Source organism: Prauserella flavalba (genome assembly GCF_003202235.1).
Classification (GTDB): domain Bacteria; phylum Actinomycetota; class Actinomycetes; order Mycobacteriales; family Pseudonocardiaceae; genus Prauserella_A; species Prauserella_A flavalba.
The window spans coordinates 18,071-41,636 of sequence record NZ_MASU01000009.1 but is presented as its reverse complement, the minus strand read 5'-3'; the positions used below and the strand labels follow the sequence as shown (position 1 = coordinate 41,636).

Annotated in this window: 22 protein-coding genes and 1 pseudogene; 15 read left to right on the top strand and 8 right to left on the bottom strand. The window is 71.4% G+C overall.

The features are described 5' to 3' along the window. Positions 1-47: 47 nt before the first annotated feature. Entirely contained in the window at positions 48-473 is a 426-nt protein-coding gene (locus tag BA062_RS22200) for a pyridoxamine 5'-phosphate oxidase family protein (RefSeq protein ID WP_245959948.1), read from the top strand. A 10-nt stretch (positions 474-483) separates the two neighbouring features. Here the strand turns inward: BA062_RS22200 and BA062_RS22195 are convergent, their stop codons facing one another. Further along, positions 484-1,716, bottom strand: a complete 1,233-nt coding sequence (locus tag BA062_RS22195; RefSeq protein ID WP_110339774.1) for a M14 family metallopeptidase — start codon at positions 1,714-1,716, stop codon at positions 484-486. 212 nt (positions 1,717-1,928) lie between these two features. On the opposite strand from BA062_RS22195, the pseudogene BA062_RS22190 reads away from it, so the two are divergent. Further along, positions 1,929-4,146, top strand: a pseudogene (locus BA062_RS22190) (terpene synthase family protein). Positions 4,147-4,174: 28 nt separating this feature from the next. Here the strand turns inward: BA062_RS22190 and BA062_RS22185 are convergent. Next, positions 4,175-4,567 (bottom strand): phosphotransferase family protein, encoded by a 393-nt coding sequence (locus tag BA062_RS22185; RefSeq protein WP_146240058.1) that lies wholly within the window; start codon positions 4,565-4,567, stop codon positions 4,175-4,177. Between BA062_RS22185 and BA062_RS39550 the strand changes: the two genes are divergently transcribed. Both BA062_RS39550 and BA062_RS22180 read left to right on the top strand, forming a co-directional pair. After that, positions 4,568-4,756, top strand: a complete 189-nt coding sequence (locus tag BA062_RS39550; protein ID WP_146240057.1) for a hypothetical protein — start codon at positions 4,568-4,570, stop codon at positions 4,754-4,756. A gap of 8 nt (positions 4,757-4,764) precedes the next feature. Beyond that, positions 4,765-5,769 (top strand): phosphotransferase, encoded by a 1,005-nt coding sequence (locus BA062_RS22180; RefSeq protein ID WP_245959947.1) that lies wholly within the window; start codon positions 4,765-4,767, stop codon positions 5,767-5,769. Positions 5,770-5,779: 10 nt separating this feature from the next. On the opposite strand, the gene BA062_RS22175 is transcribed toward BA062_RS22180, so the two are convergent. Beyond that, positions 5,780-6,457, bottom strand: a complete 678-nt coding sequence (locus BA062_RS22175) for an MBL fold metallo-hydrolase (RefSeq protein ID WP_110339770.1) — start codon at positions 6,455-6,457, stop codon at positions 5,780-5,782. A 98-nt stretch (positions 6,458-6,555) separates the two neighbouring features. Here BA062_RS22175 and BA062_RS22170 point away from each other — a divergent pair, with 98 nt between their 5' ends. The 3 genes from BA062_RS22170 to BA062_RS22160 all read left to right on the top strand — a co-directional run bounded on the left by BA062_RS22170 (position 6,556) and on the right by BA062_RS22160 (position 11,193). Beyond that, positions 6,556-7,749 (top strand): acyltransferase family protein, encoded by a 1,194-nt coding sequence (locus tag BA062_RS22170; RefSeq protein ID WP_110339768.1) that lies wholly within the window; start codon positions 6,556-6,558, stop codon positions 7,747-7,749. A 64-nt stretch (positions 7,750-7,813) separates the two neighbouring features. Beyond that, positions 7,814-10,669: an excinuclease ABC subunit UvrA gene (gene uvrA, locus BA062_RS22165; protein ID WP_110339766.1), complete on the top strand. Its 2,856-nt coding sequence runs from the start codon at positions 7,814-7,816 to the stop codon at positions 10,667-10,669. An 83-nt stretch (positions 10,670-10,752) separates the two neighbouring features. Further along, positions 10,753-11,193: an SRPBCC family protein gene (locus BA062_RS22160; RefSeq protein WP_110339764.1), complete on the top strand. Its 441-nt coding sequence runs from the start codon at positions 10,753-10,755 to the stop codon at positions 11,191-11,193. 134 nt (positions 11,194-11,327) lie between these two features. Here BA062_RS22160 and BA062_RS22155 read toward each other — a convergent pair whose 3' ends face one another. After that, positions 11,328-12,641 carry a cation:dicarboxylate symporter family transporter gene (locus tag BA062_RS22155; RefSeq protein ID WP_110340445.1) on the bottom strand — a complete coding sequence of 438 codons (1,314 nt, stop codon included), beginning with the start codon at positions 12,639-12,641 and terminating at the stop codon, positions 11,328-11,330. A gap of 163 nt (positions 12,642-12,804) precedes the next feature. Between BA062_RS22155 and BA062_RS22150 the strand changes: the two genes are divergently transcribed. Together BA062_RS22150 and BA062_RS22145 are read left to right on the top strand one after the other, a co-directional pair. Next, a complete protein-coding gene (locus BA062_RS22150; protein ID WP_245959946.1) occupies positions 12,805-14,403 on the top strand; it encodes an ATP-binding protein in 1,599 nt (532 codons plus the stop codon). Positions 14,404-14,440: 37 nt separating this feature from the next. Next, positions 14,441-15,115 carry a response regulator gene (locus tag BA062_RS22145; protein WP_110339762.1) on the top strand — a complete coding sequence of 225 codons (675 nt, stop codon included), beginning with the start codon at positions 14,441-14,443 and terminating at the stop codon, positions 15,113-15,115. Between the two features lie 4 nt (positions 15,116-15,119). On the opposite strand, the gene BA062_RS22140 is transcribed toward BA062_RS22145, so the two are convergent. The 3 genes from BA062_RS22140 to BA062_RS22130 are packed head-to-tail and all read right to left on the bottom strand — an operon-like array spanning position 15,120 to position 19,414. Beyond that, positions 15,120-16,526 (bottom strand): GntP family permease, encoded by a 1,407-nt coding sequence (locus tag BA062_RS22140; protein WP_110339760.1) that lies wholly within the window; start codon positions 16,524-16,526, stop codon positions 15,120-15,122. Next, positions 16,523-18,118: an N-acyl-D-amino-acid deacylase family protein gene (locus tag BA062_RS22135; RefSeq protein ID WP_110339758.1), complete on the bottom strand. Its 1,596-nt coding sequence runs from the start codon at positions 18,116-18,118 to the stop codon at positions 16,523-16,525. The genes BA062_RS22140 and BA062_RS22135 overlap by 4 nt, the downstream gene beginning before the upstream one ends. Before the next feature lie 9 nt (positions 18,119-18,127). Then, a complete protein-coding gene (locus BA062_RS22130; RefSeq protein WP_110339756.1) occupies positions 18,128-19,414 on the bottom strand; it encodes an amino acid deaminase in 1,287 nt (428 codons plus the stop codon). Positions 19,415-19,508: 94 nt separating this feature from the next. Between BA062_RS22130 and BA062_RS22125 the strand changes: the two genes are divergently transcribed. The 3 genes from BA062_RS22125 to BA062_RS22115 are packed head-to-tail and all read left to right on the top strand — an operon-like array spanning position 19,509 to position 21,639. Then, entirely contained in the window at positions 19,509-20,495 is a 987-nt protein-coding gene (locus BA062_RS22125) for a sugar kinase (RefSeq protein WP_110339754.1), read from the top strand. Next, on the top strand, positions 20,492-21,259 hold the full coding sequence (locus BA062_RS22120; RefSeq protein WP_110339752.1) for an IclR family transcriptional regulator: 768 nt from the start codon (positions 20,492-20,494) through the stop codon (positions 21,257-21,259). Before BA062_RS22125 ends, BA062_RS22120 begins: the two co-directional genes overlap by 4 nt. Then, a complete protein-coding gene (locus BA062_RS22115) occupies positions 21,256-21,639 on the top strand; it encodes a RidA family protein (RefSeq protein WP_110339750.1) in 384 nt (127 codons plus the stop codon). Before BA062_RS22120 ends, BA062_RS22115 begins: the two co-directional genes overlap by 4 nt. Before the next feature lies 1 nt (position 21,640). Here the strand turns inward: BA062_RS22115 and BA062_RS22110 are convergent, their stop codons facing one another. Next, positions 21,641-22,000 (bottom strand): DUF1844 domain-containing protein, encoded by a 360-nt coding sequence (locus BA062_RS22110; protein WP_110339748.1) that lies wholly within the window; start codon positions 21,998-22,000, stop codon positions 21,641-21,643. Between the two features lie 231 nt (positions 22,001-22,231). Here BA062_RS22110 and infC point away from each other — a divergent pair, with 231 nt between their 5' ends. The 3 genes from infC to rplT all read left to right on the top strand — a co-directional run bounded on the left by infC (position 22,232) and on the right by rplT (position 23,558). Further along, positions 22,232-22,846, top strand: coding sequence for a translation initiation factor IF-3 (gene infC / locus BA062_RS22105; protein WP_110339746.1), 615 nt, complete (start codon positions 22,232-22,234; stop codon positions 22,844-22,846). Between the two features lie 73 nt (positions 22,847-22,919). Further along, on the top strand, positions 22,920-23,114 hold the full coding sequence (gene rpmI / locus BA062_RS22100; RefSeq protein ID WP_110339744.1) for a 50S ribosomal protein L35: 195 nt from the start codon (positions 22,920-22,922) through the stop codon (positions 23,112-23,114). Positions 23,115-23,180: 66 nt separating this feature from the next. Further along, complete coding sequence (gene rplT / locus BA062_RS22095) at positions 23,181-23,558, top strand: 50S ribosomal protein L20 (RefSeq protein WP_110339742.1); 378 nt, start codon at positions 23,181-23,183, stop codon at positions 23,556-23,558. The last annotated feature ends 8 nt before the right edge of the window (positions 23,559-23,566 follow it).

Sequence of the window (23,566 nt, the reverse complement as noted above, 5' to 3'; positions counted from 1 at the left end):
GTGTTGGCGACGATGACCAGCTCTGGGGAGCCGAAGGGACAATCGCGATGTCGTTCGTCATGACCGCAGCCGAGCGTGAGGCGTTCCTGTCCGGGGTGCACGTGGGGGTGCTCGCGGTGGAGCGGGACGGGCGGGCGCCGCTCGCCGTGCCGATCTGGTACGACTACGTGGACGGCGAGGTGCTGCTCTGGATGGAACGCGACACCGTCAAGGACCGCAACATCCGCAAGGCGGGCCGGTTCAGCCTCGTCGCTCAGTCGGAGGAATGGCCCTACCGCTACGTCACCGCCGAGGGACCCGTCGTCGGGAACGACGAGCCGCCGACGCGGGAGCAGGCGCTCGCGATCACCCGCCGCTACCTGCCGGAGGCCGACGCGGCCGCCTACGTCGACGGCGCGCTCGGCGACCGCTCGATCCTCGTGCGGATGCGGCCGGAGAAGTGGCTCAGCAACGACCAGAGCAAGTCCGGTTAGGACTCGAGACTCAGCCCGGCTCGCCCGCCTCGCGCAGCAGGATGTCCACCGCGCCGTCGTTGCGCGCGGTCTGCGGGCCGATCTGCTCGTCGGGCGGGTAGAAGCCGTCGAGACCGTTCCCGTCCGCGGGGTACATCTCGAAGGTGAAGCTCAGGATCCGGTGCTCGCCCCACATCCAGTCGTTGATCGACCCGTCGGTGACGTAGAGATCGCTGGACTGCTGGGGCGTGTACCCGTTGCTGTTCGCCAGCTCGGTGCCGACGTCGGAGAACCGTTTCGCCTGCTCCGGGCTCATCCCCTCCGCGGTGTCGTCCGTGGTGTAGCCGTAGGGCCACAGGACGAGCTCGGAGTAGGTGTGGAAGTCGATGTGCGCGGTGATCTGCTGCGCGCCGCCGACCACGCGGGAGTCGACGAACGAGGCCACCGCCCTCGCCTCGAGGGAGGAGAACGCCTCCGTGCCGCGGAACGTCTCGTCGGCGGAGTCGTCGCTCGACCCGCCGCAGCAGCCCCATCGGTGGCCCCAGTTGCGGTTGACGTCGGTGCCCTGCCCCTGGCGGTTCTTGCGCCAGCCCTGGTACTGCCCGCCGCTGATGTCGTACTCGGCGCCGTCCGGGTTCACGGTCGGGATCACGTAGATCTCGCGGCTGTCGACGAACCCGGTGACCGTGGCGTCGCTGCCGTAGCCGTCGGTGAAGCGCTGGACGATGCGCAGGCACATCTCGGTGGTCAGGTGCTCGCGGGCATGCTGGTTGCAGGTGAACAGCACCTCGGGCTCGTCCTCGTCCGCCGCCGCGTTGTCGCTGATCTTCAGCACGTGCAGCGGGCGGCCCTCGAACGACTCGCCCGCGCTGGAGAGCCGCGTGATGTCCCCGTGGTCGCGCGTGGCCTGCTCCAGCTCCGCGGTCACCTCGGCGTAGGTGTGGTAGCCCTCGTCGCCAGAGGGAAAGTCGGCGGGCGCGGCCGCGTCCGTCACCCGGGTGGGCGCCTCGCCGACACGCTGGAGCCGGAACCCGTCGGCGCGCAGTTCCCGTGCCTGTTCCGGGCCCGCCACGAACGTCAGCGTGCCGTCCCGCACGCCCAGCACGTCCACGCCCGTGGCGGCGATCTCCGTGCGCTGCGCGGCGTTCGCGGTGTCCACCTCGTACACGGAGCCGGCTGACTCCCCGGCGGTCGCGGGCGCCGTGGCGGTGAGCAGGAGGACCAGACCGGTGAGGACGGCCGGCACCCGGCGTGTCGAACCCATGCACCCAGGCTGGTGGCCGTGAAGCGCTGACGGCAACCCATCGAAAGTCGGAAACGCCTCACCGCGTCGTGGGCTACGCAGCGTGTCCGCGGCGGGTCCTCCGACGGTTCCGCCGGTTCCCCCTCGCGGACGTAGCCCGCGGTGGTGGCGGGCTGTCAGCGTCGAGGGCGAGCGCAGCACCGCAGTCGGCCCCCGAGGGAGTTGGAACGCTCATGCAGGCATTCACGCTGCCGGACTTCTACCTGCCCTATCCCGCGCGGATCAACCCGGAACCTGGAGGGGACCAGGGCGCACAGCACGGCGTGGGCCCGGCGGATGGGCATGCTCGACACGGAGAAACCCGGCGGTGGTCTGGTGTGGACGGAGGAGGATCTGTCCGCAATGGACTACGCGCTCATGTGCGCGTACACCCACCCCGACTGCGACGGTCCCACGCTCGACCTGATCACCGACTGGTACGTCTGGGTGTTCTTCTTCGACGACCACTTCCTCGAGCAGTTCAAGTACTCCCGTGACCTCGACGGCGCCAGGACCTACCTCGACCGGCTCGAGCTGTTCATGACCGAGGACGGCGAGGAGCCGCCGGAACCGGAGAACCCGGCCGAGGCGGGGCTGGAGGACCTGTGGGCACGGACCGTACCCGCGATGTCGCCCGCGTGGCGCGAGAGGTTCCGCACCAGCACACACAACCTGATGGTCGAGTCGATGTGGGAGCTCGACAACATCGACCGCGGCCGGATCGCCAACCCCATCGAGTACATCCAGATGCGGCGGAGGGTGGGCGGCGCGCCGTGGTCGGCGAACCTCATCGAGTATGCCGCCCGCGCGGAGATCCCGGCGGGGCTGGCGGGAACGCGCCCGCTGCGGGTGCTCACCGACACGTTCGCCGACGCCGTGCACCTGCGCAACGACCTGTTCTCCTACCAGCGCGAGGTGCGGGAGGAGGGCGAGAACTCCAACGCGGTGCTCGTGTTCGAGCGGTTCCTCGACTGCCCCACCCAGGACGCCGCCGAGCTCGTCAACGACCTGCTCACCTCGCGTCTGCAGCAGTTCGAGAACACGGCCGTGACCGAGATCCCCGCGCTGCTGGCCGAGTACGGCGCGGCGCCGCACGAGCGGACCGCGGTGCTCGCCTACGCGAAAGGCTTGCAGGACTGGCAGGCCGGCGGGCACGAATGGCACGCGAAGTCGAGCAGGTACATGAACGAGGAGGTGTCCGGCGGAACCGGGTTCGGGCCCAGCGGTCTCGGCACCGCGGGGATCAACCTCGCGCCCGGCGCGCGGCCCAGGGCCAGTGCTCACTCACACGTGCCGTTCACGCCGACCGGCCCGCTGCCGCTGCCCGAGGTGTACCTGCCGTATCCGTTCCGCATGAGCCCGCACCTCGACGACGCCAGGGAGTACGCGGTGGGCTGGGCTCGGCGGATGGGCATGTTCGACTCCGTGCCCGGCGTCGAGGCGGGCGGCGTGTGGGACGAGCGCCGGTTCCGCGGCCTGGACCTGGCGCACTGCGCGTCGATGATCCACGCCGACGCGAGCCCCGGGCAGCTGTACCTGTCGGCGGACTGGCTCGCCTGGGGCACCTACGGCGACGACTACTTCCCGGTCGTGTTCGGCGCGGGCCGCAACCTCGCGGCGGCGAAGGCGTGCAACGACCGGTTCCCCGCGTTCATGCCGCTCGACGCGGGTGAGACCCCGGAACCGGCGAACGCGCTCGAACGCGGGCTCGCGGACCTGTGGCGGCGCACCGCGGGCCCGATGCCGGAGTTCGCGCGCAGGCGGTTCCGTGCGGCCGTGGAGGACATGACGGCGAGCTGGCTCTGGGAGCTTGCGAACCAGGCGCAGAACCGGATCCCGGACCCGGTGGACTACGTGGAGACGCGGCGCAGGACGTTCGGCTCGGACATGACGATCGGGCTCGCGCGCCTGGCGCACGCGGACGAGGTGCCCGAGCACCTGTACCAGACGCGGGTGCTGCGGGAGCTGGAAACCTCGGCGCAGGACTACGCGTGCTTCACCAACGACCTGTACTCGTACCAGAAGGAAGTCGAGTACGAGGGCGAGGTGCACAACATGGTGCTGGTGGTGGAGAAGTTCCTGAACACCGACCGCCTCCACGCCCGCGACCTCGTGGTGAAGCTCATGGAACAGCGGATGCGGCAGTTCGAAACCCTGGTCGAGCAAGGCCTGCCGGCGCTGTTCGAGGAGCACGACGTCGACGACCCGGTGCGGGAGATCCTCACCCGCCACGCGGACGGACTGAAAGACTGGATGGCGGGAATCCGGGAATGGCACGACAGGTGTGTGCGCTACCAGGAACCGGAACTGCGCAGGCTCCGGGAATCGGCGATCCCGTCGACGGTGTTCGCGTTCCTGCCGTCGGGCCCGGGCACGACGACGATCCGCTCACTCGCGCGGCGGGCGGGCTGAGGGTGCCGGATCTCCACAGGGTGCACGCTCAGAACGCGGTCCAGGACCACGGCCGCTCGACCTCGCCGCGAAGGCACGCCAGCCGGTGCCGTGCCTCCCGCGTCGCGTCGTTGGTGCCGTCGGCCTTGCTCAGCACGAACGCGGTCCACCGCAGTTCGCTGACGGTGGCCACGGGGCGGAAACCCGTCCACCTCAGAACATCGGCACCGTAGGCGTCGGAGAAGGCGCGGTAGTCGTCGTCGGAGACGCGGGAGAAGTCGGCGTAGTCGACGGCGAGGGGAGCGAGGTCCCACGCCGGATCTCCGACGCCGACCTGTTCGAGGTCGAGCAGGACGGGCTCGCCGTACTCGGGGACGGCGACGTTCCCCTGCCAGGCGTCGCCGACTTCTGCGACCGGGTCGCGGGCCGGTTCCTGCATCACGTGCCTGCCGTCGAGGGCGAGCCGGCGCCATCGGGCGAGGCCGCTCACACCACGCTGCTGCGCACGGTCGCCGTCATCGAGCAGGCCGGGTACACGGTGGACGCGGCCCTCTGGCCACAGGTGAACAGCATCTCGTGCACCGGCTGCCACAATGGCTGCCACGACGACCCGCCGCCCGCGTGCGGGTAGGGGGAGCGATGGCCCGCAGTACCTGGGAAGCCTTGCCCGCGCCGGTGCGTGCCGCGATCGAGCGGGAGGCCGGGACCGTCGTCCGCGCCGAGATTCCCTCCGCCGGGCGCAACTCCGACTTCTCGGCGACGTTGCACACCTCCGAGGGGCCGGTGTTCTGCAAGGGCATCGCCGGCGCGGAAGGTCGGCGCGGACGGATGCACCGGCACGAGGCGGAGGTCAATCCGTGGTTGCCTTCGGCGGTCGCGCCCCGGTTGTGGTGGCGAGCCGAGGTGGACGGCTGGCTGCTGCTCGGCTTCGACCACGCCGCCGGACGGCACGCCGATCTCGCGCCCGGCTCGGCCGATCTGCCCGTGGTCGCCGAGGCGGTGACGACGCTCGCCCGCGAACTGGCGCACTGTCCGGCGTCCGCGCCCCTCCTCGCCGAGCAGTGGGGCCGCTTGGCGGCCTGGCGCCGGCTGGCCAGGAACACGCCCGCGGATCTCGACCCGTGGGCGCGGGAGCACCTGCATCGGCTGATCGATCTGGAAGGCCACGCGATCGAGGCCGCCGACGGCGACAGCCTGGTGCACACCGATCTGCACCCGCTCAACATCCTGGTGGACGGAGGGCGGGCACGGATCGTGGACTGGGCCTGGTCACGCACCGGCGCCGCGGCGGTCGACGTGGCTTTCCTGGTGGCCCGTCTGGTGGCCGCCGGGCACACGCCCGTCACCGCTGAGCTGTGGGCGCGAGGGTTACCCGCCTGGCGGGAGACGCCCGCCACGACGCGGACCGCGTTCGCCGTGGCCATCTGGGGCATGTGGGAGTTCCTGGAGCGCGACAGCCCGCTGCCGCACCGGGCCGAGTTGACGGCGGCGGCTCGCCGCTGGGCGCGCCACCGCCTGGCAGACACGCCGAGGCCGCGGCACACCGCCGAGGAACTGGTCGCGCGGCACCGACGCCTGCCCTCGGTCGATGCCGCGCGGATGCGCGAGGAGGTCGACGCGTTCTTCGGCGACGACGACTGGTAGGACGGTCAGCTCACCAGCCGCGCTGTCGCCACTCCGTCAGCTTCGGGCGCTCCGCGCCCAGTGTCGAATCGTCCCCGTGGCCCGGGTAGAACCAGGTCTCGTCCGGCAGCTGCCCGAAGACGCGCTCCTCGACGTCGTTCAGCAGCGACGTGAAGTCCTCCGGCGAGTTCGTCTTGCCGACCCCGCCTGGGAACAGCGAGTCGCCCGTGAACAGGTGCGGCACTCCCGCCGGGTCGCGGTAGAGCAGCGCCAGCGAGCCCGGCGTGTGGCCGCGCAGGTGGATGACCTCCAGGGTGCAGTCGCCGACCGTGATCGTGTCGCCGTGCTCCAGCAGGTAGTCCGGGGGCACCGGCAGCGGGTCCGCGTCCGCGGGGTGGGCCGCCGTGTAGGACCCGTTCGCGCCGGCGACGGCGCCCAGCGCCTGCCAGTGGTCCGCGTGCTGGTGGGTCGTGACGATCTTGCGCAGCGCAGGGCGGTCGGGGCCGTGCCCGATGAGGTCGGAGATCCGCTCCGAGTCGTTCGCCGCGTCGATCAGCAGCGCCTCGTTGGTGGCCCGGCAGACCAGCAGGTAGGCGTTGTTGTCCATGGGGCCGACCGAGAGTTTGGTGATGGTCAGCGCGTCGAGCGTGCGCCGCGCGGCGTCGCCCCCTGGCTCGACGTGGCCGGTGTACTCCTCAACGACGTTCACCCGGCACACGGTAGTAGGTGATCGCGCCCCGATCGAGAGCGCGCCCGTACAGCCGGTTAGTGTGCGCTGACCGAGATCACCGGCAAAGAGGAAAATCAGTGACGAGTTCCCCGCGGCCTCACCGTGCGTCGTCGCGGCGGCTCAGCTGGGACCTCATCCGGGTGGTCGCGATCACCCTCGTGGTGACCGGTCACGTCACGGGCGTGGCGGCGGGTGTGCCGGGCATCGAGGCGTATCCCTTCTCCTTCAACGTCCCGTTCGGCACGGTCACGCTGCTCGTCCTCTCCGGCTACTTCATCGGTCCGACGCTCCGCAGGGGCGACGCCGGGACGTGGTTCCGGGCCCGGCTCGCGCGGATGCTGCCCGCCTACTTCGCCGCACTGGCGTTCACCTACGTCTCCGCGCGCCTGCTGGTGGTCGGCTTCAACGGCTGGGAGTACCGGCCCGGCTGGTCCGGTCTGCTGTTCGCGCCGCCGGTCGTGCCCGACGTGCCCGGCCCGCTGCCGCCGTGGCACGTCCCCGACCTCAACGACCTCCTGCTCCACGGGAGCCTGCTGCACCTGTGGAACCCCGACCCGTACCACCGCATCGACGGCTCGTGGTGGACGATGCCGATCCAGGTGCTCGCGTTCGCGGGCGCGGCGCTGCTCTGGCGCGCCCGGCTCCACCACCGGGTGCGGCTGCACACCGCGCTGTGGGCCGTGCTCGGGATCGCCGCGGCGTCGCCCGTGCTGAGCCTGGTCCTCGACGTGCTGCCGACGGCGAGCGGCCTCTTCTACGCGCATCTGTTCGCGGTCGGCCTCGCGATCTGGCTGTGGCAGCGGCGCAGGCTCTCCACCCCGCACCTCGCGGGAATGCTGCTCACCGTGATCGTGCTGCACGCGTTCCGGACGAGCGAGCCCCGGCCCGAGTCCGTGGCCGGGTTCACAGTCATGCTCGGACTGATGTGCCTCGCGGCCAGGGGCCCCGACTGGGACCTGCCGGGGCTGCGGCGCCTGCGCAGGCCGGTCGCGTGGCTGAGCGGCATCAGCTTCGGCGTCTACCTGGTCCACCAGGCGCTGGGCTACCAGCTCGCGAGGGTCCTCTCCGAGGCGGGCCTGTCGGTGTGGTGGTTACGCTTGGTGCTGGTGGTCGCGTTCGCGGTCGTACTGGGCTGGCTCGTGACCGTCCTCGTCGAACGACCGGCGTACCGTGTGCTCACCGGTTCGCGCCCCGGCAGGAGGGGTCCCGCCCTCGAGGCACCGGTCCGGCCGGACTCCGAGCCGGCGGTTTCTGTCGGTGGTGCGACCTAGCATGGTGGCGGCCGATTGTCAGATTCGACGCCGGCACTCCACAGACCAGTGAAGGGACCTTCGGGTGGCTGATCGCCTCGTAGTTCGCGGCGCCCGCGAGCACAACCTGCGCGGTGTCGACATCGACCTGCCGCGAGACAGCATGATCGTGTTCACCGGCCTCTCGGGCTCGGGCAAGTCGAGCCTGGCGTTCGACACGATCTTCGCGGAGGGCCAGCGGCGGTACGTGGAGTCGCTGTCCGCCTACGCCCGACAGTTCCTCGGCCAGATGGACAAGCCGGACGTCGACTTCATCGAGGGCCTGTCGCCCGCCGTGTCGATCGACCAGAAGTCCACCTCCCGCAACCCGCGCTCGACGGTGGGCACGATCACCGAGGTCTACGACTACCTGCGCCTGCTCTACGCCCGCGCGGGCAAGCCCCACTGCCCGCAGTGCGGCGAGCCGATCAGCAAGCAGACGCCGCAGCAGATCGTCGACCAGGTGCTGGACATGGAGCAGGGCATCCGGTTCCAGGTGCTCGCCCCGGTCGTGCGCGGCCGGAAGGGCGAGTACGTCGACCTGTTCGCCAACCTCCAGCAGCAGGGCTACGCGCGCGCCCGCGTGGACGGCACCGTGCACGCGCTCACCGACCCGCCGAAGCTGAAGAAGCAGGAGAAGCACGACATCGCGGTGGTGATCGACCGGCTCACGGTCAAGGCCACCGCGAAGCAACGGCTCACCGACTCGGTCGAGACGGCGCTGCGGCTCGCCGACGGCCTGGTCGAGCTGGAGTTCGTCGACCTGCCCGAGCACGACCCGCACCGCATCCGCGGCTTCTCCGAGAACCTGGCCTGCCCCAACGGGCACCCGCTGGCGATCGAGGACCTGGAGCCGCGCTCGTTCTCGTTCAACTCGCCCTACGGCGCCTGCCCCGAGTGCACCGGCATCGGTGTGCGCAAGGAGGTCGACCCCGAGCTGGTGGTGCCCGACGACGAGCTGTCGCTGGCCGAGGGCGCCATCGCGCCGTGGGCGGGCGGGCAGAGCGCCGAGTACTTCGAGCGGCTGCTGGAGTCGCTCGCCGAGACCATCGGCTTCCGCATGGACCAGCCGTGGCGCAAGCTGCCAGCCAAGGCGCAGAAGGCCGTGCTGCACGGCGTGGACGAGCAGGTGCACGTCCGCTATCGCAACCGGTACGGCAGGCAGCGCTCCTACTACGCGAACTTCGAGGGCGTCATCCCGTTCCTGGAGCGGCGCCACGAGCAGACCGAGTCCGACTACGCGCGCGAGCGCTACGAGGGCTACATGCGCGAGGTGCCGTGCCCCGCGTGCCAGGGCACCCGGCTCAAGCCCGAGATTCTCGCGGTCACGCTCGCCCACGCCGAGCAGGGGGAGCGTTCCATCGCCGAGGTCTGCGCGCTGTCGGTGGCGGAGGCCTCGGAGTTCCTCGACGACCTGGAGCTCGGCCCGCGCGAGGCGATGATCGCCGGCGCCGTGCTCAAGGAGATCCAGGCGCGGCTCCGGTTCCTGCTCGACGTCGGCCTCGACTACCTCTCCCTCGACCGCGCGGCGGGCACGCTGTCCGGCGGGGAGGCGCAGCGCATCCGGCTGGCGACGCAGATCGGCTCCGGGCTCGTCGGCGTGCTCTACGTGCTGGACGAGCCGTCGATCGGCCTGCACCAGCGCGACAACCACCGGCTCATCGAGACGCTGACCAGGCTGCGCGACCTGGGCAACACGCTGATCGTCGTGGAGCACGACGAGGACACCATCCGCTCCAGCGACTGGGTGGTCGACATCGGCCCCGGCGCGGGAGAGCACGGCGGCAAGATCGTCCACAGCGGACCGTACAAGAAGCTGTTGCGCAACAAGGAGTCGCTCACCGGCGCCTACCTCTCCGGCAGGCGCGTCATCGAGGTGCCCGCGATCCGGCGCCCGGTCGACAAGAAGCGCCAGCTGACGGTCGTCGGCGCGCGCGAGCACAACCTGCGCGGCATCGACGTGTCGTTCCCGCTGGGCTGCCTCATCTCCGTCACCGGGGTGTCGGGCTCGGGCAAGTCGACGCTCGTCAACGACATCCTCGCCACGGTGCTCGCCAACAAGCTGAACAACGCGCGCCAGGTGCCTGGCAGGCACACGCGGGTGCGCGGCCTGGACAACGTGGACAAGCTCGTGCGCGTGGACCAGTCGCCGATCGGGCGGACGCCGCGCTCCAACCCGGCCACCTACACGGGTGTGTGGGACCACGTGCGCAAGCTGTTCGCCGCCACCACGGAGGCCAAGGTCCGCGGCTACCAGCCGGGCCGGTTCTCCTTCAACGTCAAGGGCGGCCGGTGCGAGGCGTGCGCGGGCGACGGCACCATCAAGATCGAGATGAACTTCCTGCCGGACGTCTACGTACCGTGCGAGGTCTGCAAGGGCGCCCGCTACAACCGCGAGACGCTCGAGGTGCACTACAAGGGCAAGACGGTCTCCGACGTGCTCGACATGCCGATCGAGGAGGCCGCCGAGTTCTTCGAGCCGATCAAGGCCATCCACCGGCACCTGCACACGCTCGTGGACGTCGGCCTCGGCTACGTCCGGCTCGGCCAGCCCGCGCCGACGCTGTCCGGTGGTGAGGCGCAGCGGGTGAAGCTCGCCAGCGAGCTGCAAAAGCGCTCCACCGGCAAGACCGTCTACGTGCTGGACGAGCCGACGACCGGCCTGCACTTCGAGGACATCTCGAAGCTGCTCGGCGTGATCAACGGGCTGGTGGACAAGGGCAACACGGTGATCGTGATCGAGCACAACCTCGACGTGATCAAGACGTCCGACTGGATCGTGGACATGGGCCCCGAGGGCGGGTCCGGCGGCGGCATGGTGGTCGCCGAGGGCACGCCGGAGCAGGTCGCGGACAGCGAGGAGAGCTACACGGGCCAGTTCCTCAAGCCCATCCTGGCCTAGCTGAACGCGGTGAAGGCCACCTTCACTGCATGGTGGGCTACAGGATGGGCTGAACCACAATGGGTCGGCGGCATACTGGGTGGGTGCCGCTGACCCGTTACCGGTTCCGCACCGACTGGACGATCAGGGCTCCCGCACCCACCGTCTTCGCCACGCTCGTCGACCTCGGCAGCTATCCCGCGTGGTGGCCCGACGTGCGGTCGGTGACCCGCGTCGACGACGACACCGCCGAGCTCGTGTGCCGCGCCAGCCTCCCGTTCGCGCTACGGCTGCGCCTGACGCGCGTGGAGGAGGACGAGCGCGCGGGGCGGCTCGGCGTCGCGCTCGCCGGTGACCTGGAGGGCTCGCTCACCGGCCTCGTCCGTGCGGACGGCGGCGGCACGCGGCTCGAGATCGCCCAGCACGTGGTGGTGCACAAGACCTTGCTGCGCACGCTTTCGCCGTTCGCCCACCCGGTGTTCCGCGTCAACCACGCCGCGATGATGCGCCGGGGCCTGCGCGGCCTGCGGGCGCGGCTCGGCTGACGGACCCCGGAAAGCGCGGACCGCCAGGCCCGGCCCGCGATCACGGGCGAGACCTGGCGGTCGATCGAACCCCAGTGTGCTGGGATTCCACCGGGCCGGCCGGGGGATGTGGAAGTACGCCGGCCCGGACAGCTCTAGACGGGTGCGGGTTCTTTCACCCGCTCCGTCTCGGCCGCAGGTTGGTGATCATCCACGAGCGTAGCCTCGTTGAACGGATCTTGTCCGGAAAACACGCGATGCGCCTGTTCCCGGTCGAATTCCTTCGTCAGGGAGCCGATCACGACCGTCGCGATGGCGTTGCCCGCGAAGTTGGTCAGCGCACGGGCCTCGGACATGAACCGGTCGATGCCGAGGATGAAGCCGACGCCATCGACCAGCTCGGGACGGTGCGACTGCAGGCCACCGGCCAGCGTCGCGATGCCGGCGCCGCTGACGCCCGCCGCGCCCTTCGACGCGATGATCATGAACACCAGCAGGGAGATCTGCTCGCCGACCCCGAGCGGGCTGCCCTGCGCGGTCGCGATGAACAGCGTGGCCATCGTGAGATAGATCGCGGTGCCGTCGAGGTTGAACGAGTAGCCCGTGGGCACCGTGATGCCGACCACCGGCCTGCTGACGCCGAGGTGCTCCATCTTCGCGATGAGCCTCGGCAGCGCCGACTCCGACGACGACGTGGACACGATCAGCAGGAACTCGCGGCCGAGGTAGCCCAGCAGTTTGAACACGTTGATCCGGGCGCCGAACCACAGCACCGCACCCAGCACGGCGAACACGAACACCAGGCACGTCAGGTAGAAGCCGATCATGATCACGGCGAGGCTGCGCAAAGCCTCCCAGCCGGTCTCGCCGACCACGGCGGCGATCGCGCCGAACGCGCCCACGGGCGCGGCCCACATGATCATCGCCAGGATGCGGAACACGAGCCGCTGGATGTGCTCGATGCCGCGCAGGATCGGCTCGCCGGCGCCGCCCATCTTCTGCAGCGCGAACCCGGCCAGCAGGGCCACGAGCAGCGTCTGCAGCACCGAGCCCTCGGTGAACGCCGACACGAGCGACTCGGGGATGATGCCCAGCAGGAAGTCGACGGTGCCCTCGCCGCCCTCGGCGGCCTGCTCCTGGACGGCCGCGGCGTCCGCGGGGTCGAGGTGCATGCCCTCGCCGGGGTGCAGGATGTTGCCCACCACGAGCCCGATCGCCAGCGCGAACGTGGACATCAGCAGGAAGTAACAGAGCGCGAGCAGGCCGACCTTGCCGACCTTCGCGGCCTTGGCCACGGAGCCGATGCCGAGCACGATCGTGCAGAAGATGATCGGGCTGATCATCATCTTGATCAGGGACACGAAGCCGCTGCCGAGCGGCTTGAGCTCCGCGGCGAAGTCGGGAACGGCGAACCCGACGATCACGCCGAGCACCACCGCCGCGATCACCGCGAGGTAGAGGTAGTGCATCCGGTCGCGGCGCTTCGGGGCCTGGCCTGCCGCCGTGGACGGTTCAGGCATCGTTGCCTCCTCGGGTCGGTTTGCGTCAGGACGACTATCGGCACCGTCCGCGTGGGGGTCACGGTTGTGTTCATTTCGTTCGCCGCGACTGTGATGTCATGTGGCGGTGCGCGTGCCGTCGTCCCTGTCCTCCGCCCGGCGCTGGAGCCTCGCCCGTCAGCTGCTCGTGTTGCAGCTCGTGCTGGTGGGCCTGCTCGTCGGCGGCGGCACCGTGCTCGCCTACCTGGACGCCGCGCAGGCGACCGACGACAAGGCCGCGGAGGAGGTCGTGTCGGTGGCGGCGACGCTGGCCGACTCGCCCGGCGTGCGGGACGCGCTCGCCGCGGCCGACCCCAGCGCCGAGCTGCAGCCCTTCGCCGAGCGGGTCAGGGCCGACACGGGCGTCGACTTCATCACGATCATGAACCGGGACGGCATCCGCTACACGCACCCGAACCCGTCACTCATCGGCAAGCGGTTCATCGGCAACACCGGGCCCGCGCTGCGCGGCACGCTGTTCACCGAGACCTACACGGGCACGCTCGGCCCGTCCGTGCGTGCCGTCGCGCCGGTGTTCGACGACGACCGCGGCGTGGCCGGGCTGGTCGCGGTCGGCATCACGGTGGAGTCGATCTCGAAGGAGCTGAGTGAGCGCCTGCCACCGGTGCTCGCGGTCGCGGGCGGCGTGCTCGTCGCCGGCGTCGCGGGCAGCTACCTCGTCAGCGCGCGGCTGCGCAGGCAGACCAGGGGCGTGGGCCCGGCCGAGCTGAGCCGGATGTTCGAGTACTACGAGGCCATCCTGCACTCGGTGCGCGAGGGGCTCGTCCTCGTCGGCCGCGACGGGCGCGTGGTGCTGTGCAACGACGCGGCGCGCGAGCTGCTGGGCCTGCCCGCCGACGTCCGCGGCCGTCCCGTGGGGCAGCTGGGGCTCGTGCCCGGGCTGGTCTCCACATTCGTGTCGAGCGAGCCGGCCAGCGACGAGCTACACGTCACCGACACGCGGGTGCTGCTCGTCAACACGATGCCGGTGCGCTCGCGCGACCGGATGGGCAACGTCGTGACGCTGCGGGACCACACCGAGCTGCAGAGCCTCACCGGCGAGCTGGACACCGTGCGCGGCTTCGCCGAGTCGCTGCGCTCCCAGGCGCACGAGTCGGCCAACCGCCTGCACGCGGTGGTGTCGCTGGTGGAACTCGGCAAGGTCGAGCAGGCGGTCGAGTTCGCCACGGCCGAGCTGGAGACCGCGCAGCAGCTCACCGACCGGGTCGTCGGCGCGGTCGCCGAACCGGTGCTCGCCGCGCTGCTGCTGGGAAAGTCGAGCGAGGCCAGCGAGCGTGGCGTGGAGCTGGTGCTCACCGAGGACACCGCGATGCAGGACCCCGCGCCGCACATCGGCCCCCGCGACCTGGTGACGATCGTCGGCAACCTCGTCGACAACGCGGTGGACGCGGCGATCGAGACGGCCGCCGAGCGCGCGCCCAGGGTGACGGTGACCGTGCGCGCCGACGAGCGGGAGCTGCTGCTGCGCGTCGCCGACACCGGTCCGGGCATCGCGGACGACGCGGCGTCGGACATCTTCCGCAGGGGCTGGTCCACCAAGCCGGGCGGGGGTGAGGCGGGCCGGGGCCTCGGGCTGGCGCTCGTCGGGCAGGCGGTGCGCAGGCACGGCGGCACGGTGGAGGTCGCCAACGCTCCCGGTGCCGTGTTCACGGTGCGGATCCCGCTGCGGTGAGGGACTGTTACGGTTCGGCGGGAGGGAACGTCACCGGATGATCAACGTGCTCGTGGTGGAGGACGACCCGGTCGCCGCCGACGCACACCGGCAGTACGTCGAGCGCGTGGCCGGCTTCACGGTCGCCGGCGTGGTGCACTCCGGCAGCGAGGCGGTGCGCTTCTGCGGGCGGCACCCCGTCGATCTCGTGCTCTTGGACTTCTACCTGCCCGACACCCACGGCCTCGCCGTGTGCCAGGCGCTGCGGGCCGCGGGCGCGCAAGTGGACGTCATCGCCGTCACGTCGGCGCGCGACCTCGCCGTGGTCCGCGCGGCGGTGTCGGCGGGCGTGGTGCAGTACCTGCTCAAACCGTTCACTTTCGCGTCGCTGCGCGACAAGCTGGAGCGCTACGCCCAGTTCCGGGAGCACATCGCCAAACCGGGCGAGGTCAGCGGGCAGGCCGACGTCGACCGGATGCTCGCGACCCTGCGCACCCCCGACCACGGTTCGCTGCCGAAGGGGATGAGCGGGGCGACCCTCGACGCGATCAGCGCGGTGCTCGCCGAGACGGGCGACGGGCTGTCGGCGGCCGCGGTCGCCACGGCGACCGGGGTCTCCCGGGTGACGGCGCGGCGGTACCTGGAGTACCTCGCCGACAACGGCCTCGCCGAGCGCAAACCGCACTACGGCAGCGTGGGCCGCCCCGAGGTCAGGTACTCGCCCGTGTCGTGAGGCGTCACGACACGAACACCATCAGCAGCGCGGCCACGGCGAAGCCCACCACCGACAGGATCGTCTCCAGCACCGTCCACGTCTTGAACGTGTCCTGCACCGAGATCCCGAAGTAGCGCGAGACGATCCAGAACCCGCCGTCGTTGACGTGCGAGGCGATGATCGACCCGGCCGCGATGGCCACCACGAGCAGCGCCAGCTGGGGCTGGGAGTAGCCGAGCTGGGCCACGGTCGGCGCGATGATGCCGGTGGTGGTCACGATCGCGACGGTCGCCGAGCCCTGCGCGATGCGCATGCCGCAGCTGATCACGTACGCGGCGAGGATCACCGGCAGCCCCGCCGAGTCGAGCGAGCTCGCCACCGCGTCGCCGATGCCGGTCTCGGCGAGCACCGTGCCGAAGAACGCGCCCGCGCCCACCACGAGCAGGATCATCGCCACCGGCCGCAGCGCGACGCTGGAGAGCTCGGCGAGGTCCTTCGCCGTCATCCCGCGCCGCGTGCCGAGCAGCCAGAACGCCAGCAGCACCGTGATCGTCAGCGCCACCGCGGGCGTGCCGGCGAACGTGGCGGCACCGGAGAGCCACGAGCCTTCGGTGAGCAGGATGCTGCCGAACGTGCCGAGCAGGATCAGCACGAGCGGCACCGCGATGATCACCGAGACCAGCCGCAGCGACGGCGCGTCCTTCGCGGCGCCCGGCCCGTCCTGCCGTGACGCGGCCAGCATCTCCTCCGGTACGGGGACGTCGATGCGCTTGCCGATCCACGACGAGAACAGCACCCCGCCGAGGAACCACGCGGGCAGGCACGCGACCGCGCCCATCAGGATGACCCAGCCGAGGTCCACGCCCAGCAGTCCCGCCGCGGCGACGGGACCGGGGTGCGGCGGCAGGAACGCGTGCGTCACCGACAGCCCCGCCAGCAGCGGCAGGCAGTACAGCAGGATCGAGCGCCCGCCCTGCTTCGCCGCGACGTAGACCAGCGGTGCCAGCACGAAGATGCCGATGTCGAAGAACACGGGCACACCGAAGATCAGCCCGGAGATGCCCATCGCGAGGGGAGCCCGCTGCTCGCCGAACGCCCGCAGCAGCGCCGAGGTGAGCACCTGCGCGCCGCCCGACTTCTCCAGCACGGCGCCGAGCAGCGTACCGAGCCCGATTATCGCCGCGATGTGCCCGAGCACGCCCCCGAAACCGGACTCCAGCAACGAGTCCGACGCACCCTGTGCCGAGCCGACCAGCGTGCCCACCGGCACACCCGCGGCGAGCGCCGTCAGCAGGCCCACCACGATGAGCGCGATGAACGGCTCCAGCTTCACGCGGATGATCAGCACCAGGAGCACGGCGATCGACACCGCGGCCAGCGTCAGCAGCCCCGCCGTGGACTCCTGCAGCCAGTCGACGAATCCGGTCACGCCGTCCTCCCGGGGGAGCGCAGGGAGCCGCCCGCGAGGGCTCCGGTGGACCGGCCGTCGTCGATCGCGGCGACGCCGTTGACGAACACGTACGGAATGCCCTCGGCCTGCTGTCTCGGCGCGTCGAACGTGGCCGTGTCGATGACGGTCTCCGGGTCGAACAGCACCAGGTCCGCGGCGTAGCCCTCGCGCACCAGCCCGCGGTCGGGCAGCCGCAGCCTCCTCGCGGCCCTGCCGGTCAGGTGGGCGACGCACTCCGCGAGCGAGAGCACGCCGAGCTCGCGCACGTACCGGCCGAGGTAGCGCGGGAACGTGCCCCACGCCCTCGGATGCGGGCGGTCGCCGACGAGCAGGCCGTCGCTGCCGCCGGTGTGCGTGCGGTGCCGCATGATCGCGCGGACGTTCTCCTCGTGCCCCACGTGCATGAGGCACGACGTGCCGAGCCGCTCGGAGAGCAGCACGTCGAAGTACAGGTCGCTGGGCGCGCGTCCCTGCGCCGCGGCCGAGGCGGCGACGCTGTGGCCCACCAGGTGCGCGTTGGCCGGGTCGCGGACGCCGTTGATCTCGATGGCGGCCCAGTCGATCGGCACCCCGTGTGCGCCGTCGGAGCCGGTCTCCTCGAGCTCGGCGCGGATCCGCTCGCGGGTGTCCGGATCGGACAGTCGCGCGAGCGTGGCGTGGAGACCGCCCTCCGCGGCCCAGCTGGGCAGCAGCGCGGACAGGTACGTGGCGCCCGGAAGGTACGGGTAGGTGTCGAGCGTGATGTCGCACCCGTCCGCGAGCGCGTCGTCCAGCAACGCGAGCAGTTCCGGCGCCCTGCCCTTGTTGACGGAGAAGTTCATCGTCGCGTGCGCGAGGTGCAGCGGGCAGCCCGAACGCCGCGACACCTCCACCATCTCGGCGAACGCCTCCAGCGCGCCCGCGCCGTAGCTGCGGTGGTGCGGGCTGTAGTACCCGCCGTGCTGGGCGGTGACCTCGCACAGCGCCACGAGCTCGCCGGTGTCCGCGTACATGCCGGGGGTGTAGGTGAGTCCCGACGACAGACCGAACGCGCCCTGCCTCATGCCCTCGACGACGAGCCGCCGCATGGTGTCCAGTTCGGACTCGGTGGCGGGCCGGTTCTCGAAGCCGACGGCGAGCATCCGCACCGAGCCCTGCGGCACGAGGTAGGCGGCGTTCACCGCGATGCCCTCGTCGAGCCGGTCGAGGTACTCGCCGACGGAGCGCCAGTTCCAGTCGAAGCCCGGCGGGTCGTCGTTCCAGCCTGCCAGCTGCGCGCGCAGCGCGGCCAGCGTCGCGTCGTCGGCGGGGGCGTAGGAGAGCCCGTCCTGGCCGAGCACTTCGGTGGTGACGCCCTGCGAGACCTTGGCGAGGTGGTCCGGTTCGGCGAGCACCTGGAGGTCGGAATGCGCGTGCATGTCGATGAAACCGGGCGCGAGCACGAGCCCGGTGCTGTCGACGACACGCGAACCGGTGAGCGAGCCCGGCCCGCCGATCGCGGTGATGCGGCCCTCGCCGATGCCGACGTCGCCCTCGTACGGCTCGCTCCCGGTGCCGTCGGCGATGCGCGCGCCGCGCAGGACGGTGTCCATCTCGGTCTCCTAGAAGTAGGTGCGGACCAGGTCGATGACGGTCTCGCCGTCCTCGCCGACCACGGGGACGACCGGCCACTTGTCGAACACCGTGCACGGGTGGGAGAGCCCGAGCCCCACCCAGTCGCCGACCTCCAGCGGCGAGCCCGGCGGCAGCGCCACGAACGCGTGCTGGTCGTTGAGCTTGGTCACCGTGTGGCCGGCCAGCTCCCGCACGCCGCCGCCGCGTGGGCGGTGCAGCTGCGGCTCGGGCAGCCCCTCGTCGAACGACGCGTCGCGCTTGCCGAGGGTCAGCAGGGCCAGGTCCGGTTCGGGCCGCGACGTCACCTGAGCCCACGCGCGCAGCGCGGGTTCGAAGGGGGTGCCCTCGACCCGTGGGGCGGCGCCGAGCGGCGACATCGCGCGGTAGAAGCCGTCGTCGTGGGTGAGGTAGGCGCCGCTGCGCAGGATCGGCAGTACGGCGAGGTCCCCGGGCCAGCCGCTGCTGAGCCCCTCGGCCACGAGGTCGAAGTAGGCGCTGCCGCCCGCGGTGACGAGCAGCGGTGCGTCCCCGGCGGCGTAGCCGCCCTCGGCGAGCGCGATCGTCAGCGCGCGCAGGTCGTCCACATAGGACGTGATGCGGGCCAGTGCCTCCGCGCCGGTGTCGTGGGCGAGCGCGCCCTCGTAACCGCCCGCGCCGCGCAGCCGCAGCACGGGGCTGTCGCGCACCGCGGCGGCGACGGCGAGCGCGGTCTCCCGGTCGCGCACGCCGGTGCGCCCGCCGCCCGCGCCCAGCTCCACGAGCACGTCGACGGGTCGCGGGGCGCCGGCCAGCGCCTCGGTCATCAGCTCGACGCCGCGCACGGAGTCGGCCCAGCAGCAGAACTCGAACGCCGGGTCACGGCCCAGCTCCGCAGCGAGCCAGTGCAGCGCCGCGGGGTCCACGAGCTGGTTGGCCAGCAGCACCCGCGAGACGCCGAACGCGCGGTACACGCGCAGCTGGCTCGCGTTGGCGGCGGTGATGCCCCACGCGCCGTGCTCGAGCTGCCGCGCGAACAGCTGCGGCGCCATCGTGGTCTTGCCGTGCGGGGCGAGCGCGACGCCGTGCGCGGCGCACCAGTCCGCCATCGCGCGCAGGTTGTGGTCCAGCGCGGCCGCGCCGAGCACCACGACCGGCCCGACGAACCCGTCGTCGAACAGCCTCGCCCCGCTCGCGGCGGCCTCGGCGAGCGGGCGGCCCTCCCAGTCCGAGGGCAGCGCCTTGAACCGCCAGTCGAGCCGCTCCTCGCCGAGGGCGCGCAGGGCGGCGGTGTCCATCGTCGCGGGCCTACGTTGCGCTATGTGCAACGCTGATTGCGTAGAACGCATTCGAAAGGTGTAGCATCGCGCTCACAGCGGGGTCAACGGCCGGATGCGGAGGGGATACGTGGTCGAGGTGCTGTGCGTCGGCGAGGCGCTGGCGGTGTTCGTGCCCGCCGAGCCGGGGCCCGCCGACGAGGTGCGCACGTGGCGCCGGACCGTCGGCGGCGCCGAGTCCAACGTGGCCCGCGCGCTGGCCGCGCTGGGTGTGCCGAGCGCGTTCGCCGGAGCGGTCGGCGACGACGCCTTCGGCAGGGCACTGGTCGGCGAACTCGCCGCCGAGGGTGTCGACGTCCGCGGCGTCCGCGCCGACCCCGCGCGCCCGACCGGCCTCTACGTCAAGGAGAACGGCGCGTCGGGCACCGTCATGCGCTACTACCGCGCGGGCTCGGCCGCGTCCGCGATGGGACCCGAACTGCTGTCCACAGTGGACCTCGATGGCGTGCGCCTGGTGCACCTCTCCGGCATCACCCCGGCGCTGTCGCCCGGCTGCCACGACCTCGTCCGCGCGCTGCTCGACGCGCCACGGGAAAACCGCCTGGTGTCGTTCGACGTCAACTGGCGTCCCGCGCTGTGGGCGGGCCGCGACCCCGCCGAGGTGGCCGCGCTCGCCGCTCGCGCCGACCTCGTGCTGACCGGCGAGGACGAGGCCGGGCAGGTGTGGGGGACCGGTGAGCCCGCGCGCCTGCGCGCGCTGCTGCCCGGACCGGCCACGGTAGTGGTCAAGCACGGCGAACGCGGCGCCACGCTGCTGGAGTGCGGACGGGCGCCGGTGTTCGAGCCCGCGCTCGCCGTCGACGTGGTGGAGCCCGTCGGGGCCGGTGACGCGTTCGCGGCCGGGTTCCTCGCGGCCACGCTGCGCGGCGAGGACGCCCGCACCCGCCTGCGCGCGGGACACCTGCAGGCCGCCGCGACCCTGCTCACCCGGGACGACGTGAGCGCGCCGCTGCCCCGCGGCGTCGTGGCCACGCTGCTGCGTGCCGGCGAGCAGGAGTGGGCGGCGGCGCGGCTGAGCGGCGGGGAGCTGGTGCACCAGTGAGCCAGAGCCTCGACCGCGCGCTGACGCTCGTCGCCGCGCTGGCCGGCGAGCCGAAGACGCTCGACCAGCTCGCCGAGGAGATCGGCGTGCACAAGTCCACCGTTCTGCGGCTGCTGCGCACGCTGGAGTCGCACCACTTCGTGCACCGCGAGGGCGCCCGGCACTACCGGCTGGGCAGCGCGCTGTTCGATCTCGCCAACCGGTCACTCGAACAGCGCGACGTGCGCCGCGGCGCCGAACCGGCGCTCGCCGCGCTCAACGAGCGCACCGGCCACACCGTGCACCTCGCGAGCTTCGAGGACGGCGAGGTGGTCTACATCGACAAGGTCGAGGGGCACCACGCCGTGCGGATGTACTCGCGCGTCGGCAAGCGCGCGCCGCTGCACTGCACCGCGGTCGGCAAGGTGCTGGCCGCGGCGCTGCCCCCGGCCCGGCGCGAGGAGCTGGCCCGTTCGCTCGACTACCCGGCCCTCACGGCGAACACCATCCGCGACGCCGACGCCTACCTCGCCGAGCTGGCGGGCGTCGCCGAACGCGGGTACGCCCTCGACGCGAGAGAGCACGAGGACTTCATCCACTGCATCGCGGCACCGGTGCGCGGAGCCCGCGGCGAGGTGCTCGCCGCGCTGTCGCTGTCCGTGCCCACCGTGCTGCTCGACATCGACGGCCTGCTGGCGCTGGTCCCCGACCTGCTGGCGGCCGCGGAGGAAGCGTCCGTCCGATGTGGATGGACGAGGACCGAACAGGGAGGAACCAGCCGATGACGAACGGTGCGATCAGCACGGACGCCGCCCCCAAGCCCGTCGCCGCGTACTCGCAGGCGAAGCGCAAGGGCGACATCCTGCAGCTCGCGGGCCAGGTGGGCATCGATCCCGCCACCGGCACGGTCGTGCCCGGCGGCGTGGCCGAGCAGACCCGGCAGGTGTTCGCCAACCTCGAGGCCGTGCTCGCCGAGGCGGGCGCGAGCATGACCGACGTCGTGATGATGCGCGTCTACCTCACCGACACCGCGCACTTCGCCGAGCTGAACGAGACCTACAACGCGCTGATCCCCGCGCCGTACCCCGCGCGCACCACCGTGTACGTGGGCCTTCCGGAGGGCCTGCTCGTGGAGATCGACGCGCTCGCCGTCCTCGACGGGTAGGTCAGTAGACGGGGCCCGTGTACTTCTCGCCGGGGCCCTGACCCGGCTCGTCCGGCACCGCGGACGCCTCCCGGAACGCCTTCTGCAGCGACTGCAGGCCGTCGCGCAGCGGCGCCGCGTGCAGGCCGAGGTACTCGCCGGAGGCGGTGACCAGCCCGGCGAGGGCGGTGATCAGCCTCCGGGCCTCGTCGAGGTCGCGGTGCGGGCTCGTGTCGGGGTCGGAGTCGGCGAGGCCGAGCCGTTCGGCGGCGGCGGAGAGCAGCATGACGGCGGCCCTGCTGATGACCTCGACACTCGGGATGTCCCGGAGCTCGCGGTCGTCCGGGGAATTTTCGGGCTGCTGAGAAGCGTTGTCCACCACGTCTGGTACCCTTCCACGAGCGACCAGCCTCCGAGCGATCGGGGGCCGCAAGTGGAGCCCCGCTCCCACCCGAGTCGCCGCCAGCACGACGAGGCGGCCGGGTCCGGTCCCGCGGCGTACGAGCGGTTCCACCGTATCGGCGCAGGCGGAACGCCTGGTACCGCCAGGCACCGATCGGATCGAGGGCCCCGCACACGAGTACGAAGAGTACGTGTGACCGGGGCCCGTGGTATGTGGGCACCAGGGTCGAGACGAGAACAGCGACACTTGGACCAAGGAGGCCCCATCAGCTCCGAGACGCGCATCAACGAGCGCATCCGTGTTCCCGAGGTTCGCCTCGTGGGACCGAACGGTGAGCAGGTCGGCATCGTCCGCATCGAGGACGCGCTGCGGCTCGCCCAGGAGGCCGACCTCGACCTCGTCGAGGTGGCCCCGCAGGCACGCCCGCCCGTGGCCAAGCTCATGGACTTCGGCAAGTTCAAGTACGAGAGCGCCCAGAAGGCCCGCGAGTCCCGCCGGAACCAGCAGCTGACCGTCATCAAGGAACAGAAGCTGCGTCCCAAGATCGACCAGCACGACTACGAGACGAAGAAGGGCCACGTGTCCCGCTTCCTCGCGGCCGGCAACAAGGTCAAGGTGACGATCATGTTCCGAGGACGGGAGCAGTCGCGGCCCGAGCTGGGATTCCGGCTCCTGCAGAAGCTCGCCGACGATGTCGCCGAGCTGGGCTTCGTGGAGTCGTCGCCGAAGCAGGACGGCCGCAACATGATCATGGTGCTGGCGCCGCACAAGAACGCGAAGGCAAAGTCGAAGGCGGCCAAGGAAACCGAGTCCGCCGAGTCGTGACGGCCAGCGTCGGCCGAGAGCACGCACAGCAGCACACCGGTTCTCGGTGTGCTGCCGTCTGAAAGAGGAAAGAATGCCGAAGAACAAGACTCACAGCGGGATGTCGAAGCGTGTCCGGGTCACGGGCACCGGCAAGATCCGCCGCCAGAAGGCCGGCCGTCGCCACCTGATGGAGAAGAAGTCCAGCCGGGTCACGCGCCGCCTCGAGGGCACCACCGAGGTCGCCGCCGCCGACGTCAAGCGCATCAAGAAGCTGCTCGGTCGCTGACCCTCCGACGAACCGCCGTAACCACCGGGGCGCCCAGGCGCGCCCCCTGAACGACAGGATGGACCCGTGGCACGCGTCAAGCGGGCGGTGAACGCCCAGAAGAAGCGTCGCGCAACTCTCGAACTGGCCAGCGGCTACCGCGGTCAGCGTTCGCGGCTGTACCGCAAGGCCAAGGAGCAGACGCTCCACTCGCTCAACTACGCCTACCGGGACCGTCGTGCCCGCAAGGGCGACTTCCGGCAGCTGTGGATCACCCGCATCAACGCCGCCGCCCGGCAGAACGGCATCACCTACAACCGGTTCATCCAGGGCCTGAAGGCCGCCGGTGTCGAGGTCGACCGCAAGATCCTGGCCGAGCTCGCCGTCAACGACGCCGCTGCGTTCGCCTCGCTCGCCGAGCTCGCGAAGCAGAACGTCAACACCGAAGAGAAGAAGTCGGCCTGATCGCCGGT